16 protein-coding genes are annotated in these 15,987 nt (G+C 65.0%); 10 read left to right on the forward strand and 6 right to left on the reverse strand.

What is annotated here, in order from left to right; all coding sequences use genetic code 11:
- Window positions 1-46: 46 nt before the first annotated feature.
- Window positions 47-1,411, forward strand: coding sequence for a PepSY domain-containing protein (locus HU735_RS12590; protein ID WP_186713778.1), 1,365 nt, complete (start codon window positions 47-49; stop codon window positions 1,409-1,411).
- A 244-nt stretch (window positions 1,412-1,655) separates the two neighbouring features.
- Window positions 1,656-3,071 (forward strand): D-serine/D-alanine/glycine transporter, encoded by a 1,416-nt coding sequence (gene cycA / locus HU735_RS12595; protein WP_186713779.1) that lies wholly within the window; start codon window positions 1,656-1,658, stop codon window positions 3,069-3,071.
- A gap of 86 nt (window positions 3,072-3,157) precedes the next feature.
- Here the strand turns inward: cycA and HU735_RS12600 are convergent, their stop codons facing one another.
- On the reverse strand, window positions 3,158-3,457 hold the full coding sequence (locus tag HU735_RS12600; RefSeq protein WP_186713780.1) for a hypothetical protein: 300 nt from the start codon (window positions 3,455-3,457) through the stop codon (window positions 3,158-3,160).
- A 516-nt stretch (window positions 3,458-3,973) separates the two neighbouring features.
- Between HU735_RS12600 and urtA the strand changes: the two genes are divergently transcribed.
- The 7 genes from urtA (at window position 3,974) to HU735_RS12635 (ending at window position 10,608) form a co-directional block, all read left to right on the forward strand.
- Window positions 3,974-5,239 (forward strand): urea ABC transporter substrate-binding protein, encoded by a 1,266-nt coding sequence (gene urtA, locus HU735_RS12605; protein WP_186713781.1) that lies wholly within the window; start codon window positions 3,974-3,976, stop codon window positions 5,237-5,239.
- A 112-nt stretch (window positions 5,240-5,351) separates the two neighbouring features.
- Window positions 5,352-6,839: an urea ABC transporter permease subunit UrtB gene (gene urtB / locus HU735_RS12610; protein WP_186713782.1), complete on the forward strand. Its 1,488-nt coding sequence runs from the start codon at window positions 5,352-5,354 to the stop codon at window positions 6,837-6,839.
- Complete coding sequence (urtC, locus tag HU735_RS12615) at window positions 6,839-7,918, forward strand: urea ABC transporter permease subunit UrtC (RefSeq protein ID WP_186713783.1); 1,080 nt, start codon at window positions 6,839-6,841, stop codon at window positions 7,916-7,918. Before urtB ends, urtC begins: the two co-directional genes overlap by 1 nt.
- Window positions 7,915-8,772 (forward strand): urea ABC transporter ATP-binding protein UrtD, encoded by an 858-nt coding sequence (urtD, locus tag HU735_RS12620; protein WP_186713784.1) that lies wholly within the window; start codon window positions 7,915-7,917, stop codon window positions 8,770-8,772. The genes urtC and urtD overlap by 4 nt, the downstream gene beginning before the upstream one ends.
- A gap of 42 nt (window positions 8,773-8,814) precedes the next feature.
- A complete protein-coding gene (urtE, locus tag HU735_RS12625) occupies window positions 8,815-9,513 on the forward strand; it encodes an urea ABC transporter ATP-binding subunit UrtE (protein WP_186713785.1) in 699 nt (232 codons plus the stop codon).
- Between the two features lie 31 nt (window positions 9,514-9,544).
- Window positions 9,545-10,069 (forward strand): GNAT family N-acetyltransferase, encoded by a 525-nt coding sequence (locus HU735_RS12630; RefSeq protein ID WP_186713786.1) that lies wholly within the window; start codon window positions 9,545-9,547, stop codon window positions 10,067-10,069.
- A gap of 5 nt (window positions 10,070-10,074) precedes the next feature.
- Complete coding sequence (locus HU735_RS12635; protein ID WP_186713787.1) at window positions 10,075-10,608, forward strand: GNAT family N-acetyltransferase; 534 nt, start codon at window positions 10,075-10,077, stop codon at window positions 10,606-10,608.
- A 177-nt stretch (window positions 10,609-10,785) separates the two neighbouring features.
- On the opposite strand, the gene HU735_RS12640 is transcribed toward HU735_RS12635, so the two are convergent.
- Together HU735_RS12640 and cbpA are read right to left on the reverse strand one after the other, a co-directional pair.
- Window positions 10,786-11,091 (reverse strand): chaperone modulator CbpM, encoded by a 306-nt coding sequence (locus HU735_RS12640; protein ID WP_011535907.1) that lies wholly within the window; start codon window positions 11,089-11,091, stop codon window positions 10,786-10,788.
- A gap of 2 nt (window positions 11,092-11,093) precedes the next feature.
- Window positions 11,094-12,059: a curved DNA-binding protein gene (gene cbpA, locus HU735_RS12645; RefSeq protein WP_011535908.1), complete on the reverse strand. Its 966-nt coding sequence runs from the start codon at window positions 12,057-12,059 to the stop codon at window positions 11,094-11,096.
- A 163-nt stretch (window positions 12,060-12,222) separates the two neighbouring features.
- On the opposite strand from cbpA, the gene HU735_RS12650 reads away from it, so the two are divergent.
- A complete protein-coding gene (locus HU735_RS12650; RefSeq protein ID WP_186713788.1) occupies window positions 12,223-13,494 on the forward strand; it encodes an Hsp70 family protein in 1,272 nt (423 codons plus the stop codon).
- A gap of 82 nt (window positions 13,495-13,576) precedes the next feature.
- Here the strand turns inward: HU735_RS12650 and HU735_RS12655 are convergent, their stop codons facing one another.
- The 3 genes from HU735_RS12655 to HU735_RS12665 all read right to left on the reverse strand — a co-directional run bounded on the left by HU735_RS12655 (window position 13,577) and on the right by HU735_RS12665 (window position 15,792).
- Window positions 13,577-14,584 (reverse strand): hypothetical protein, encoded by a 1,008-nt coding sequence (locus HU735_RS12655; protein WP_062360876.1) that lies wholly within the window; start codon window positions 14,582-14,584, stop codon window positions 13,577-13,579.
- A 70-nt stretch (window positions 14,585-14,654) separates the two neighbouring features.
- Window positions 14,655-14,939, reverse strand: coding sequence for a PsiF family protein (locus HU735_RS12660; protein ID WP_050707114.1), 285 nt, complete (start codon window positions 14,937-14,939; stop codon window positions 14,655-14,657).
- Between the two features lie 64 nt (window positions 14,940-15,003).
- Window positions 15,004-15,792, reverse strand: coding sequence for a helix-turn-helix transcriptional regulator (locus HU735_RS12665; RefSeq protein WP_186713789.1), 789 nt, complete (start codon window positions 15,790-15,792; stop codon window positions 15,004-15,006).
- Between the last annotated feature and the right edge of the window lie 195 nt (window positions 15,793-15,987).

A 15,987-nucleotide genomic window follows, 5' to 3' on the forward strand; every position in this document is an offset into this window, starting at 1 on the left:
GGCGCGGGACCTGACCGCGCCCACTTGAGGTCTACGGGAGGCTCCCATGAGCAAACCAAACGTTTCCTTCTACAACCTTGCGTGGCGCTGGCATTTCTATGCCGGGCTGTTCGTGGCGCCGTTCATGATCCTGCTGGCGATCACCGGCATCATCTACCTGTTCAAGCCGCAGCTCGATCCGTTGATGTATCGCGAGCTGATGGTGGTCGAGGCCGGCCATCACCGACAGGGCGCCGATACGCTGCTGGCCAACGTGCGCCAGGCTTATCCACAGGGCCACGTAGGCCAGTACCTACCGCCGCTGAATGCCGAACGCAGCGCGCAGTTCGTCGTGCACGACGGCGGGCGCGAGCTGAACGTGTTCATCGACCCGTACAGCGGCAAGGTGCTGGGCGAACAGGATGGCAAACAGAACCTGCAGGCCATCGCCCGCGCCCTGCATGGCGAACTGATGGTCGGCACGGTCGGTGACCGGCTGGTGGAATTGGCGGCCGGCTGGGGCATTGTCCTGGTCGTGTCCGGCCTCTATTTGTGGTGGCCACGCGGGCGCAACAGCGCGGGCGTGCTGTGGCCACGTTTCAGCGCACGCGGCCGGGTGCTGTGGCGCGACCTGCATGCCGTTACCGGCTTCTGGGGTTCGGCATTGCTGCTGTTGATGCTGATCAGCGGCATGACCTGGACCGGGCTGTGGGGTAAGCAGTACGCCGACCTGTGGAACCGCTTCCCGGCGGCGATGTGGAATGACGTGCCCAAGTCCGATAAAGAAGCGCGCGACCTCAACAGTGCCCATCGCCAGACCGTGCCGTGGGCCATGGAGAACACCCCGATGCCGGTGTCCGGTGCTCACGCCGAGCATGCCGGGCATCACATGATGGATCACGCTCCCGCCGCGCCGCAGGTCAGCCTGCAGCAGGTCGAGAACATCGCCGATCTGCGCGAGATCGAGCCGGGCTACAGCATCACCCTGCCGACCAGTGCCGACGGCGTGTTCACCATCGCGGTATTCGCCGACGATCCGCGCAACGATGCCACCCTGCATGTGGACCAGTACACCGGGCAGGTGCTGGCCGATGTGCGCTGGCAGGACTACAGCCCGGTGGCGCGTGCCACGGAGCTGGGGGTGATGCTGCATGAAGGGAAGATGTTTGGGCCGCTGAACCAGATCGTCATCCTGCTGGTGTGCCTGATGATCCTGTTGGGCTCGGTGAGTGGGCTGGTGATGTGGTGGAAGCGCAAGCCGGCTGGTGGACTGGGGGTGCCGCCGCTGCGTCATGACCTGCCGCGCTGGAAGATGGCGGTGGGGGTGATGGTGGTGCTGGGCGTCGCCTTCCCGCTGGTGGGGGTTTCGATGGTGGTGATGTGGGGGGTGGATAGCCTGGTGGTAAGGCGCCGGCTCCTGGTTCGGGCCTGATATCGCTATCGCGGGGCAAGTCGCATCGGCGCACCGCCGCTCCCACGCCATGCACGATCCATGGCGTGGGAGCGGGCTTGCCCCGCGATAAGGCCGGCACCAACAACCATTGATTCCCGTCATGTCGAGCACCGCGCTGCACCGCCAAGATCGTGTCGATCTGCCACGCCCGCGATCGGAACGCGACGTGATAGCCTACTCGGCTTTCGCTCAAAAAAGACTGACCCTCAATGGAATGCAGCCTATGACCCGGACCTCCCAGACACCCTCTGAAGAGCAGCACCTGCAACGCAACCTGACCAACCGCCATATCCAGCTCATCGCCATCGGCGGCGCCATCGGCACCGGCCTGTTCATGGGCTCGGGCAAGACCATCAGCCTGGCCGGCCCGTCGATCATCTTCGTCTACATGATCATCGGCTTCATGCTGTTCTTCGTCATGCGCGCCATGGGCGAGCTGCTGCTGTCGAACCTCAACTACAAGTCGTTCATCGATTTCTCCGCCGACCTGCTCGGCCCCTGGGCCGGCTACTTCACCGGCTGGACCTACTGGTTCTGCTGGGTGGTCACCGGCATCGCCGACGTGGTGGCGATCGCTGCCTATACGCAATTCTGGTTCCCGGACCTTCCGCAGTGGATACCGGCGCTGAGCTGCGTGGCCCTGCTGCTGTCGCTGAACCTGGTGACGGTGAAGATGTTCGGCGAAATGGAATTCTGGTTCGCCCTGATCAAGATCATCGCCATCATGGGCCTGGTCGCCACCGGCTTGTACATGGTCGTTACCGGCTTCCAGTCGCCAGCAGGCCACACCGCCACCCTGGCCAACCTGTGGAATGACGGCGGCATGTTCCCCAATGGCATGCTCGGCTTCTTCGCCGGCTTCCAGATCGCCGTGTTCGCTTTCGTCGGCATCGAGCTGGTGGGCACCACCGCCGCCGAGGCGAAGAACCCCGAGCGCACCCTGCCGCGGGCGATCAACTCGATCCCGATCCGCATCATCGTGTTCTACGTGCTGGCGCTGATCGCGATCATGGCGGTAACGCCATGGCGCGACGTGGTGCCGGGCAAGAGCCCGTTCGTCGAGCTGTTCGTGCTGGCCGGCCTGCCGGCGGCGGCGAGCATCATCAACTTCGTGGTGCTGACTTCTGCGGCCTCGTCGGCCAACAGCGGCGTGTTCTCCACCAGCCGCATGCTGTTCGGCCTGGCCCAGGAGGGCGATGCGCCCAAGGCGTTCGAGAAACTCTCGCGCCGCGCGGTGCCGGCCAACGGCCTGTACTTCTCCTGCACCTGCCTGCTGCTGGGCGCGGTGCTGATCTACCTGGTACCCAATGTGATCGAAGCTTTCACCCTGGTGACGACGGTGTCGGCGGTGCTGTTCATGTTCGTGTGGACGCTGATCCTGCTGTCGTACCTGAGCTACCGCAAACAGCGCGCGGCGCTGCATGCGCAATCCACCTACAAGATGCCTGGCGGGCGCTTCATGTGCTACGTGTGCCTGGTGTTCTTCGCCGGCATTCTGGTGCTGTTGAGCCTGGAGGCGGATACGCGCTCGGCGCTGGTGGTGACGCCGATCTGGTTCGTGATTCTGGCGGTGACCTATCAGTTCGTGCGTAGCAGGCGCCAGCCGCGCGCCACCGTGCGTGGGGCGTCGAACAGCTGATCCTGAACCCATCGCGGGGCAAGCCCGCTCCCACGCCTGCCGTGTGAGGTCGGCGTGGGAGCGGGCTTGCCCCGCGATGAGGCCCTCTAGCCTTGCTCCAACCCTTCAAGCACGGCTTCGGCCAGCGCCAACCCCTTCTCCAGCGAGTTCTCGGTCGCCGTCAGCAAACTGCGCAACGGCTCCCCCGCCTTCTCTAACGCGGCAGCATTGGTCTCATACGCCGCCTTCAACGCCGCCACCGCGCACACCAGCGCATCCTCGCTATCAACGCCAGCACGTACCGAGAGAATCGGATCATGGGCGTGATTGCAGGTGCCAAAGTGGGAACAAGCGGTGACGGGACGGGATTTGCGGGGACTGTGGTTGACCAGCGATTCCTGGTTCATGGCTGCACCTCTCGATGAAAGGTGGCGATCTCGACAAATGCGAGCGGTGGATCTGGAACGATCTTCTTGAGCATGGTGCTACTCCTTGCAGCCTTCTGAAGTGTCTCTCCGTGCCCATACGCCAATATGGGTGGACGGAGCCGTGCGGGTTGGCGTTGCCGGTCAGAAGGTCCGGTGAGCCCGAAGGCTCCCACACACGGCTCCGCCCATAACGGGTGCAACCATGCAGGACACGCTATCGCAGGTGCGATGTGCCCGGTTCTGACAGCGGGACGCCAATCCCGAACCGCAGAAACTACTGCGGTGCGGCACGGTACTCAAGTAGTGCTTATGTGTCAAAAGTGTTCATCGCCCCCGGCCCCAATCCTGTGCAGGCCCAACCCGCAAGCACCATCCTGGCCCCACCCCGCGCCCCGATTCGTCGCACAACCGCTCTATCACGCACCTTCCAACGCCCGGCACAGCCTTTGCAATCTCCGATCTGGCCAACACCCACCATCACATCGGAGTGAGCACATGAAGCGACGCAGTCTGATCAAGGCCTTTACCCTCAGCGCATCGATCGCCGCGATGGGCCTGAGCTGGAGCATCCAGGCCGCCGAGACCATCAAGGTCGGCATCCTGCATTCGCTGTCGGGGACCATGGCGATTTCCGAGACCTCGCTCAAGGACATGGCGCTGATGACCATCGACGAGATCAACGCCAAGGGCGGGGTCAACGGCAAGCAGCTCGAGGCGGTGGTGGTGGACCCGGCGTCCAACTGGCCGCTGTTCGCCGAGAAGAGCCGCCAGCTGCTGACCCAGGACAAGGTGGCGGTGGTGTTCGGCTGCTGGACCTCGGTGTCGCGCAAGTCGGTGCTGCCGGTGTTCGAAGAGCTCAATGGCCTGCTGTTCTACCCGGTGCAGTACGAGGGCGAGGAGATGTCGCCGAACGTGTTCTACACCGGCGCGGCGCCCAACCAGCAGGCGATCCCGGCGGTGGAATACCTGATGAGCGAAGACGGCGGCGGCGCCAAACGCTTCTTCCTGCTGGGCACCGACTACGTCTACCCGCGCACCACCAACAAGATCCTGCGCGCCTTCCTGCACAGCAAGGGCGTGGCCGACAAGGACATCGAAGAGGTCTACACGCCGTTCGGCCACGCCGATTACCAGACCATCGTCGCCAATATCAAGAAGTTCTCCGCCGGCGGCAAGACGGCGGTCATTTCCACGGTCAACGGCGACTCCAATGTGCCGTTCTACAAGGAGCTGGCCAACCAGGGGCTGAAGGCCACCGATGTGCCGGTGGTGGCGTTCTCGGTGGGCGAAGAGGAGCTGCGCGGCATCGACACCAAGCCGCTGGTGGGGCACCTGGCGGCGTGGAACTACTTCGAGTCGGTGGATAACCCGGTCAACCAGAAGTTCGTCGCCGACTGGAAGGCCTACACCAAGGCCAAGAACCTGCCGGGGGCCGACAAGGCGGTGACCAACGACCCGATGGAGGCTACCTACGTCGGTATCCACATGTGGGCGCAGGCGGCGCAGAAGGCCGGCAGCACCGAGGTGGACAAGGTGCGCGAGGCGCTGGCCGGGCAGAGCTTCAAGGCGCCGTCGGGCTTCACCCTGACCATGGACAAGAGCAACCACCACCTGCACAAGCCGGTGATGATCGGCGAGATCCAGGATGACGGGCAGTTCAGTGTGGTGTGGCAGACCGAGGAGCCGCTGCGGGCGCAGCCTTGGAGTCCGTTCATTCCGGGGAATGACAAGCGGCCTGACTATGCAGTGAAGGGCAACTGACGCCATCGCGGGGCAAGCCCGCTCCCACGCCTGCCCCCTCCCCCATGTGGGTACGGCGTGGGAGCGGGCTTGCCCCGCGATGAATCCACCGCCGATTTCCAGGATGGCCCGCATGCTCAGACTCCTGCTCACACTACTGCTGCTTCTACCCCTGGCCACTCAAGCCAGCGAAGGCGAATTCTTCCTCAGCGCCAAACCCGCCGAGCAAGCCCGCCTGCTCGAAACCTGGGCCGCCCAACCCGATACCGCCCGCCTGCCGCTGCTGGACAACCTGCGCCAGGGCCGCATCGCCGAAAATGACACCCGCAAACTGCGCCTGAACAACCGCCTGCGAGGCCTGATCGACAACGCCCTGGCCAGCCATCAACTGCTCAGCGAACAAGCCGACGTGCGCCTGGCCGCCGCCCAGCAACTACAAAAAACAGCGCAACCCGCGCAAATGGCGTTCCTCGACCGCCGCTTCGCCAGCGAGCCGGACGCCGCCGTGCACGCCGCCCTCGGCCTGGCCCTGGCCAACCTGCAACTGGGCGCCAGCGAGCCCGCGGTACGCCTGGCCGCCGTGCGCCTGCTCGGCGAAACCGGCGACCCGCTGGCCCGCACCCGCCTCGAAGCGCTACTACAACCCGACGCCGAAACCGACGCCGCCGTGCGCACCGCCGCTGAAACCAGCCTGGCCCAAGTGCAACGCAAATTGCTGGTCGGCGAGCTGCTCGGCCAGGCCTTCAGCGGCCTGTCGCTGGGCTCGATCCTGCTGCTGGCGGCGCTGGGCCTGGCGATCACCTTCGGCCTGCTCGGGGTGATCAACATGGCCCACGGCGAGATGCTGATGCTCGGCGCCTACAGCACCTACATGGTCCAGGTGCTGCTGCAACGCTATGCCCCCGGCGCCATCGAGTTCTACCCGCTGATCGCCCTGCCGGTGGCCTTCACCGTCAGCGCCGGGGTCGGCATGGCCCTGGAGCGCACGGTGATCCGCCACCTCTACGGTCGCCCACTGGAAACCCTGCTGGCCACCTGGGGCATCAGCCTGATCCTGATCCAGGCCGTGCGCCTGATCTTCGGCGCGCAGAACGTCGAGGTGAGCAACCCGGCCTGGCTGTCCGGCGGCATCCAGGTGCTGCCCAACCTGGTGCTGCCGTACAACCGCCTGGTGATCATCGGCTTCGCCCTGGCGGTGGTGCTGCTCACCTGGCTGCTGCTCAACCGCACGCGGCTGGGCCTGAACGTGCGCGCCGTCACCCAGAACCGCAACATGGCGGCCTGCTGCGGGGTGTCCACCGGGCGCGTCGACATGCTCGCCTTCGGCCTCGGCTCAGGCATTGCCGGGCTCGGCGGCGTGGCCCTGAGCCAGGTCGGCAACGTCGGCCCGGACCTGGGCCAGAGCTACATCATCGACTCGTTCCTGGTGGTGGTGCTCGGCGGCGTCGGCCAGCTGGCCGGCAGCCTGTGGGCGGCCTTCGGGCTGGGCATCGCCAACAAACTGCTGGAGCCGCAGATCGGTGCGGTGCTGGGCAAGATTCTCATCCTTGCGCTGATCATTCTGTTCATCCAGAAGCGCCCGCAAGGCCTGTTCGCCCTCAAGGGACGGGTAATCGACTGATGAACCAGCCATTGATTGTCACTGCCACGCGCAAGGTCGGCACCCGGGTTTCACTGGCCGTCGGCGCCGTTGTCGTCCTGGTGCTGCTGGCCCTGCCGCTGCTGTCGCTGCTGCCCGACGGGCACGCCTTGCAGGTCTCGGCCTATACCCTGACCCTGGTCGGCAAGATCCTCTGCTACGCCATCGTCGCCCTGGCCCTGGACCTGGTCTGGGGCTACGCAGGCTTGCTGTCTTTGGGCCACGGTCTGTTCTTCGCCCTGGGCGGCTACGCCATGGGCATGTACCTGATGCGCCAGGCGGCCGGCGATGGCTTGCCGGGGTTCATGACCTTCCTGTCGTGGAGCGAGCTGCCCTGGTACTGGGCCGGCACCCAGCACTTCGCCTGGGCGCTGTGCCTGGTGGTGCTGGCGCCGGGGTTGCTGGCGCTGGTGTTCGGCTTCTTCGCCTTCCGCTCACGGATCAAGGGCGTGTACTTCTCGATCATGACCCAGGCCCTGACCTTCGCCGGGATGCTGCTGTTCTTCCGCAACGAGACCGGCTTTGGCGGCAACAACGGTTTCACCAATTTCCGCACCATCCTCGGTTTCGACATCACCGCCCAGGGCACCCGGGCCGTGCTGTTCCTGCTGACGGTCGGCCTGCTACTGGGCAGCCTGTTCCTGTGCTGGCGCCTGACCCAGAGCAAGTTCGGCCGCCTGCTCACCGCCGTGCGCGATGCGGAGAACAGGCTGATGTTCTGCGGCTACGACCCGCGCGGCTTCAAGCTGCTGGTATGGGTGCTCAGCGCCGTGCTGTGCGGCCTGGCCGGGGCGCTTTACGTGCCGCAGGTGGGCATCATCAACCCCAGCGAGATGTCGCCGACCAACTCCATCGAAGCCGCCGTGTGGGTGGCGCTCGGCGGGCGCGGCACACTGATCGGGCCGCTGCTTGGCGCCGGCCTGGTCAATGGCATGAAGAGCTGGTTCACCGTGGCGTTCCCCGAGTTCTGGCTGTTCTTCCTCGGCGCGCTGTTCATCCTCGTCACCCTGTACCTACCCAAGGGCGTGGTCGGCCTTGTGAAGAAAAGGAGCCAGCCATGAGAAGCGTACCCCCGGTGCATCCGGAATTCATGCTGGAACCGATCTTCGACCAGATCGGCAGCGGACGCGAAGCCATCGGCCTGGGCCGGCGCCGCGAGACCGGGCTCGACACCCGCCACGGCACGGTGCTGAGCCTGGAGGGCATCAGCGTCAGCTTCGATGGCTTCAAGGCGCTCAACGACCTGAACCTGTACATCGGCGTCGGTGAGTTGCGCTGCATCATCGGCCCCAACGGCGCCGGCAAGACCACGATGATGGACGTTATCACCGGCAAGACTCGGCCCGATTCGGGTACCGCGTTTTTCGGTGACACCCTCGACCTGACCCGCATGAGCGAGTGCCAGATCGCCCAGGCCGGCATCGGCCGCAAGTTCCAGAAGCCCACGGTGTTCGAGGCGCTGACGGTGTTCGAGAACCTGGAGCTGGCGCTCAAGGCCGACAAGTCGGTGTGGGCAAGCCTGGTGGCACGGTTGTCCGGCGAGCAGCGCCAGCGCATCGAGGAGGTGCTGACCACCCTGCGCCTGCTGCCCCTGGCACAACGCCAGGCGGGGTTGTTGTCCCATGGACAGAAGCAGTTCCTGGAGATCGGCATGCTGCTGGTGCAGGAGCCGAGATTGCTGCTGCTCGACGAGCCAGTGGCGGGGATGACCGACGCCGAGACCGAGTTCACTGCCGAGCTGTTCCGCTCGCTGGCGGGCAAGCATTCGCTAATGGTGGTGGAGCATGACATGGGGTTCGTGGGCAGTATTGCCGACCATGTGACGGTGCTGCACCAGGGGAGTGTGCTGGCGGAAGGATCGCTGGCGCAGGTGCAGGAGGATGAGCGGGTGGTCGAGGTGTATCTCGGGCGGTAGGGCAAGCCCGCTCCCACGAATTGAACGACTCAAGGGCAGAACATGCTGAAAATCGACACCCTGCACCAATACTACGGCGGCAGCCACATCCTGCGCGGCCTGTCCTTCGAGGCCAAGGTCGGCGAGGTCACCTGCCTGCTGGGCCGCAACGGCGTGGGCAAGACCACCCTGCTGCGCTGCCTGATGGGCCTGCTGCCGGCCCGCGAGGGCCGCGTGGAATGGGAAGGCAAACCCATCACCACGCTCAAGCCCCAGCAGCGGGTCCAGGCCGGCATCGCCTACGTGCCCCAGGGCCGCGAGATCTTCCCGCGCCTGACCGTCGAGGAAAACCTGCTGATGGGGCTGTCGCGCTTCCCCGCCCGCGAGGCACGGGAAGTACCCGCCTTCATCTACGAGCTGTTCCCGGTGCTGGAGCAGATGAAACAACGCCGTGGCGGCGACCTCTCGGGCGGCCAGCAGCAACAACTGGCCATCGGTCGCGCCCTGGCCAGCCGCCCGCGCCTGCTGATCCTCGACGAGCCCACCGAAGGCATCCAGCCGTCGGTGATCAAGGAGATCGGCGCGGTGATCCGCAAGCTCGCCGACCGGGGCGACATGGCCATCCTGCTGGTGGAGCAGTTCTACGACTTCGCCGAAGAGCTGGCCGACCAGTACCTGGTCATGGCCCGCGGCGAAATCATCCAGCGCGGCCGGGGCGAAAACATGCAGGCCGAAGGTGTGCGCGGCCTGGTTACCATTTAATCTGCAACCACTTCCCTTGCGAGACGCTGTCATGAGTTACCAGATCCGCGACGCCCTGATCGACGACGTGCCGGGCATCCTCGACATCTACAACGACGCCGTGGCCAACACCACGGCGATCTGGAACGAAACCCCCGTGGACCTGGGCAACCGCCTGGCCTGGTTCGAGGCCCGTGCGCAGCAGGGCTACCCGATCCTGGTCGCGGTGGACGACAGCGGCGTGCTGGGCTATGCCTCATTTGGCGACTGGCGGCCGTTCGAAGGCTTCCGGCATACCGTCGAGCATTCGGTGTACGTGCGTGGCGACCAGCGCGGCAAGGGCCTGGGCCCGGTGTTGATGGACGCGCTGATCGAGCGCGCGCGCCACTGCGACAAGCATGTGATGGTCGCCGCCATCGAGAGCGGCAACGCCGCATCGATCCGCCTGCACGAGCGCCTGGGCTTCAGCATCACCGGGCAGATGCCGCAGGTGGGGGTGAAGTTCGGGCGTTGGCTGGACCTGACCTTCATGCAGCTTTACCTGGATGACAACCCCCTTCCCCCTTCAAGGACCTGAAGCCCATGAACACCGCCCAACTGCACCGCGTCACCCACGAAGGCCTGGCGTACTACCGCGACGGGCTGGTGGCCCTGTTGCTCGATGCAGTGCGCCAGGGCGCGTCGGTGGGGTTTCTTGCCGATATCGACGAACAGCAGGCCAAGGCCTACTTCGATGAGGTGAAGGCAAAGCTGGCCGGTGGCGAGCAACTGCTCTGGGTCATTGCCCAGGGGCAGGAGGTGCTGGGTAGTGTGCAGCTAGGGTTGTGCCTGAAGCCCAATGGGCTGAACCGGGGCGAGGTGCAGAAGTTGCTGGTGCACAGCGATGCGCGGCGGCGTGGGCTGGGGCAGCAGTTGATGGGGGCCCTGGAGGCCGAGGCGCGGCGGATCGGGCGGGGGATGCTGTTTCTCGATACCGAGGCGGGGTCTGGGGCCGAGGCGTTCTATCGGGCACAGGGGTACAGCAAGGCGGGGGAGATTCCGGATTATGCCTGTGGCCCGGAAGGGGTTTATCGGGCGACTGCGTTGTATTTCAAGGTCATCGCGAAAGTCTCGTGAACCTGGGGGCGCTTTGCGCCCCTTTCGCGACACAAGGCCGCTCCCACAGAGGAACATGATCTGCTGTGGGAGCAACTGTCTTGCTCAAATGCCAAAAGCTGGCGCAATTCCTGTGGGAGCGGCCTTGTGTCGCGAAAGGGCTGCGCAGCAGCCCCAGGATCTAACAGGTAATACCTGTCACATCTGGGTAAACCTGCCCAACCGCTGCTTCAACATGCTGTTCTCACTGCGCAGCTGCTGCACCTCTTCCAACAGTTCCAACGCCAGCGCCACCCCTTCCCACTCCAGCTCCAGCTCCTGATGCAGCTTCACCGCGCGTTTCAACGTCACCGGCGCGCGGTCATCGAACACCCACTCTTCGGGCGTTCGCCCCGACGGTTCGACAATGCCGTGCTCGACGATCTCGATCACCCAGTCGGCCGACACATCGGCTTCCTGGCACAGGGTACGCATGTCCAGTTGAACGATCAGGGTGCTGCTCATGATCACTTACTCCATTGAGTCCTCGGATTGAACGCGGCTTTCTCGGAGAGCTGGGTCCACAGTTCGCGCGCGGCGGCGTCGGACTGGGCGGGCATGACCACCTTGAGCTGGGCGTACAGGTCGCCGCGCTCGCCCTGCTTGTTCAGCAGGCCCATGCCCTTGACCCGCAGGCGCTGGCCGCTCTGGCTGTCGGGGCGGATGGTCAGGTTGATCTTGCCGGTCAGGGTCGGCACGGCCACCTTAGCGCCGAGCGCCGCCTCCCATGGTGCCAGGGGCACGGTGATGATCAGGTCATGGCCTTCGACATCGAACAGCGGGTGCGGTGCCATGCGGATGGTCAGGAACAGGTCGCCATTGGCGCCACCGCCCACGCCCGGCGCGCCCTGGCCCTTGAGGCGAATGCGCTCGCCGTCAGTCACCCCGGCGGGGATCTTCACGTTCAGCGTCTTGGTGGTGAACCCGGTGCGCTGCCCGGCGCCGTTGGTCTGCGGCACCTGGAAGCTGATCTGCTTGGATTCCTTGTTCAGGGTCTCTTCGAGGAAGACCGCCAGTTCCAGTTCCACGTCCTGCCCTCGCCTGCCGGCACTGCGTTGTTGCCGGCCACCGCCGCCACCGAAGGGGTTGCCGCCCCGGGCACCGAAGATCGAGCTGAAGAAGTCGGAAAAATCGCCACCCTCGAAGCCACCGCCGCCGCCATTGCCGCCACGGGACTGCCAGCCAGGCGGCGCCTGGAACGGCCGGCCATGCTGGCCGCCGTACTTGCGAATTTCGTCGTACTCGGCGCGCTTGTCCTTGTCGCCAAGCACTTCGTAGGCCTCGTTGGCCTCCTTGAACTTGTCCTCGGCGTCACGCTCCTTGCTGACGTCGGGGTGATACTTGCGCGCGAGCTTGCGGTACGCGGCCTTGATCGCCTTCTCGTCCGCGCTCGCCTCGACGCCGAGTATCTTGTAATAGTCTTTGAAGTCCATCTATGGATCACCGATGTGAATGTACGTATTGCCACTGAAGATTGGGGTCAAGCATAGCCTTTCAAGGTTCATCCGGGGTTGCGCTATCGCAGACGGCCGGTCTTGATTTAGCCGCAGACTCGCATAAACTGCGCGGCCGTTTTGCCTCCGGAAGCTCTCCCCCATGTCTGACGTATCCCCGGCCCGCGCCCTTGGCATCGACTTCGGCACCTCCAACTCCACGGTCGGCTGGCACCGTCCGAGCGTCGAATCGCTGATCGCCCTGGAAGACGGCAAGATCACCCTGCCGTCGGTGGTCTTCTTCAACATCGAGGAGCGTCGTCCCGTGTACGGTCGCCTGGCCCTGCACGAGTACCTGGAGGGCTACGAAGGCCGCCTGATGCGCTCACTCAAGAGCCTGCTGGGCTCCAAGCTGATCAAGCACGACACCAGCGTGCTGGGCAGCGCCCTGCCGTTCAAGGACCTGCTGGGCATGTACATCGGCGAGCTGAAAAAGCGCGCCGAAGCCGATGCCGGCCGCGAATTCGACCAGGTGGTGCTGGGCCGCCCGGTGTTCTTCGTCGACGAAGACCCGGCCGCCGACCAGGAGGCCGAGGACACCCTGGCGGAGGTTGCGCGCAAGATCGGCTTCAAGGACGTGTCGTTCCAGTACGAACCGATCGCCGCGGCGTTCGACTACGAGTCGGGCATCAGCCGTGAAGAGCTGGTACTGATTGTCGATATCGGCGGTGGTACCTCGGACTTTACCCTGATCCGTCTGTCGCCGGAGCGCCATCTGGTGGCCGAGCGCCAGAGCGACATCCTTGCCACCGGCGGCGTGCACATCGGCGGTACCGACTTCGACAAGCAGCTGAGCCTGCAGGGCGTGATGCCGCTGTTCGGCTACGGCAGCCGGATGAAGAGCGGCGCACTGATGCCCACCAGCTACCACCTCAACCTGGCCACCTGGCACACCATCAACGCCCTCTACTCGCAGAAGTCGCAGCTGGCCCTGGGCAGCATGCGCTATGACATCGAGGACACCCTGGGCATCGACCGCCTGTTCAACCTGATCGAACAGCGCGCCGGGCACTGGCTGGCAATGGAAGTGGAAGCCAGCAAGATCGAGCTGACCGAGCGCGACAGCCGCCGCATCGACTTTGGCCGTATCGAGCCGGAGCTGTCGGCCGAGCTGACCCGGGCGCTGTTCGAAGACGCCATCGGCGGGTTGCTGGAGCGGGTGCGTGGCAGCGTGAGCGAGTTGCTGGCCAAGGCGGGCGTGAGCGAGGGGCAGGTGGACACGGTGTTCTTCACCGGCGGTTCCAGCGGCATCCCGGCGCTGCGCAACAGCGTGGCGGCGATGCTGCCCAATGCGCGGCATGTGGAAGGCAATATCTTCGGCAGCATCGGCAGCGGGCTGGCGATCGAGGCGCGCAAGCGTTACGGCGCGGTTTGATTCGAAGGCCTCATCGCGGGGCAAGCCCGCTCCCACGCCAGATTCATGACTGCTTTGTGGGAGCGGGCTTGCCCCGCGATGATCAGACCAACTCCGCCCGCTTCAACTCACTCTTCAGGTAGGCGTAATAGATCGGCCCCGCCACCACCCCCGGCAGCCCGAACGCCGCCTCGAACACCAGCATCGCCAGCAACAGCTCCCAGGCCTTGGCACTGATCTGCCCGCCGACGATCCGCGCGTTGAGGAAGTACTCGACCTTGTGGATCACGATCAAGTACCCCAGCGCCGCCATCGCCACCCAAATCGACAGCGACAGCCCGACGATGGTGATCAGGGTGTTGGACATCAGGTTGCCGATCACCGGCAACAACCCCAGCAGGAAGGTCAGCACGATCAGCGTCTTGGTCAACGGCAGGTGCACGCCGAACAGCGGCAACACCACGGCCAGGAAGATGCCGGTGAAGAAGGTGTTGAGCAGCGAGATCTTGATCTGCGCGAAAACGATGTTGCGAAACGCCTGCACCAGCAGGCTCAGGCGTTCGAACAGCGCCGCCGCCAGGGGCTTGCGCCGGGAGATGTCGGGGATGCGCTGCAGGGCGACGATGGCGCCGAGGATCATGCCGATCAGCAGGGTCACGAACATGTGCGCCATGCCCTTGCCCACCAGTTGCAGGTCGCTCAGGTGGCTCTTGATCCAGTCGCCGATGGCCACCTTGAACTCGGCGGCGCTGGCCGGCAGGTAGGCTTCGATGAACGGCGGCAGCTGGCCACGGGCGCGCTCGACCAGGCCCATGAACTTGTCCAGCGAGGCGCCGGGGTTCTCAGCCTCGTGCAGCAGGAAACTGAAGGCGCCGGCGATCAGCAACGTCAGCGTGCTCACCACCAGGGTGCCGAGCAGCGCCACCGCCAGCCAGCGCGCGCGCTGCCCGGCGATCAGCGGTTGCAGGCGCGGGGTGAGCATGTTGACCAGCTCGTAGACCAACAGGCCGGCCAGCAGGCTCGGCAGCAGCTTCAGCGGCAGCGCCAGCAACAGGCCCGCCATGACGATGATCCAGCTGGCCAGGGTGACCTGGCGGGGAGTGAAAGTCATACAGCCTCAACGGCAGACAGCGGAAAGTCCCGCAGTCTGCCAGCCTTCACGGCAGAGGCATAGGCGCAGGTCATTTCTTCTTCAGGCAGTCACTCATGAAAGTCTTGCGTTCATCGCCCTTGAGCGCCTTGGTGGTGGCGTCGGCGTTGCAGGTCTTCATCTTCTCCTGCTGGGTCTGCGGCACATCCTTTTTCAGGCAGGTGCTCATGAACGCCTTGCGCTCATCGCCCTTGAGCGCCTTGGTGGTGGCGTCGGCGTTGCAGGTCTTCATCTTTTCCTGTTGCGCGGTGGCGGCGAACCCTTGGCCCGCGATCAACAGGCCCAACACCAGCAGGGGTACGTGCAGCAGCTTCATGGAGTGGTCTCCTTGCCTGCGCGCCGGATGCGCGCTCGTCGCAGCTGAGTGTAGACAAGAATTCTTACATCTCTGTCCGCGCCCGCCGCCGGTACTGCTCCGGGGTGCAATTGGCCTGGCGCTGGAACATGGCGATGAAGGCCGAGGCGCTGCTGTAGCCGAGGTCGAAAGCGATGGCCTGGATCGGCGTGCCAGCCTCGAGCGCCTCGATGGCCCGCAGAAAGCGCAGGCGCAAGCGCCATTCGCCGAAGCTCATCCCCAGCTCGCGCAGGAACTGCCGGGCCAGGGTGCGCTCGCTGACATGCACCTGCCCGGCCCAATGGCCGAGCGGACGGTTGTCGCCAGGCTCCGCGTGCAACGCCTCGAGCACCTGGCGCAGGCTGTCGCTGCGGGCGAACGGCAGGTAGCAGGTCTGCGTCGGCGCCAGGTGCAGTTGGTCGATCAGTACCTGGACCAGGCGTTGGTCGCGCTCGTCCTGGGCGATGTGCAGGTCGCGGCGGGCGAAGTCGCCGAGGATCGCCTTGAGGATGTCGCTGATCACCAGGCTGCAGGGCTGCGTCGGCAGCTCGGCGCACAGGCTGCGCTCCAGATAGACCGAGCGGTAGATGATGGCCTGGGGGTTGTAGCAGCCGTGCTCGGTGTCCGGTGGCACCCAGACGGCGTAATGCGGGGGCGAGATGAAGCGCTGGCCCTCGACGTCCAGGTGCATCAGGCCATGGGAGGCGTAGTTGAGCTGGCCCCAGGGGTGACGGTGCGGCGGGCTGTGGGTATCGGCGCCGAATTCGTCGTAGCGGAAGTAGACCGGTGCGGGGAGCCGGTCGAATTGCGGAATGTCGAGGTACTTGCGGGTCATGCTGTCTGCTTCGCGGGGCGAGTTGTCCGGATGAGAGTATAGATCTACGAACAGACAAGCGATAATCGCAGGCATCACACCCTCACTGTGGGAGCGGGCTTGCCCCGCGATGGCGACCGACCAGACGACGATGCCGCCCCGTCTGGCGCCATCGCGGGGCAAGCCCGCTCCCACGGGTGTTCACTGTTATCCGAG

The sequence above is a fragment of the Pseudomonas sp. BW16M2 genome, assembly GCF_014268865.1.
GTDB classification, from domain to species: Bacteria; Pseudomonadota; Gammaproteobacteria; order Pseudomonadales; family Pseudomonadaceae; genus Aquipseudomonas; species Aquipseudomonas peradeniyensis.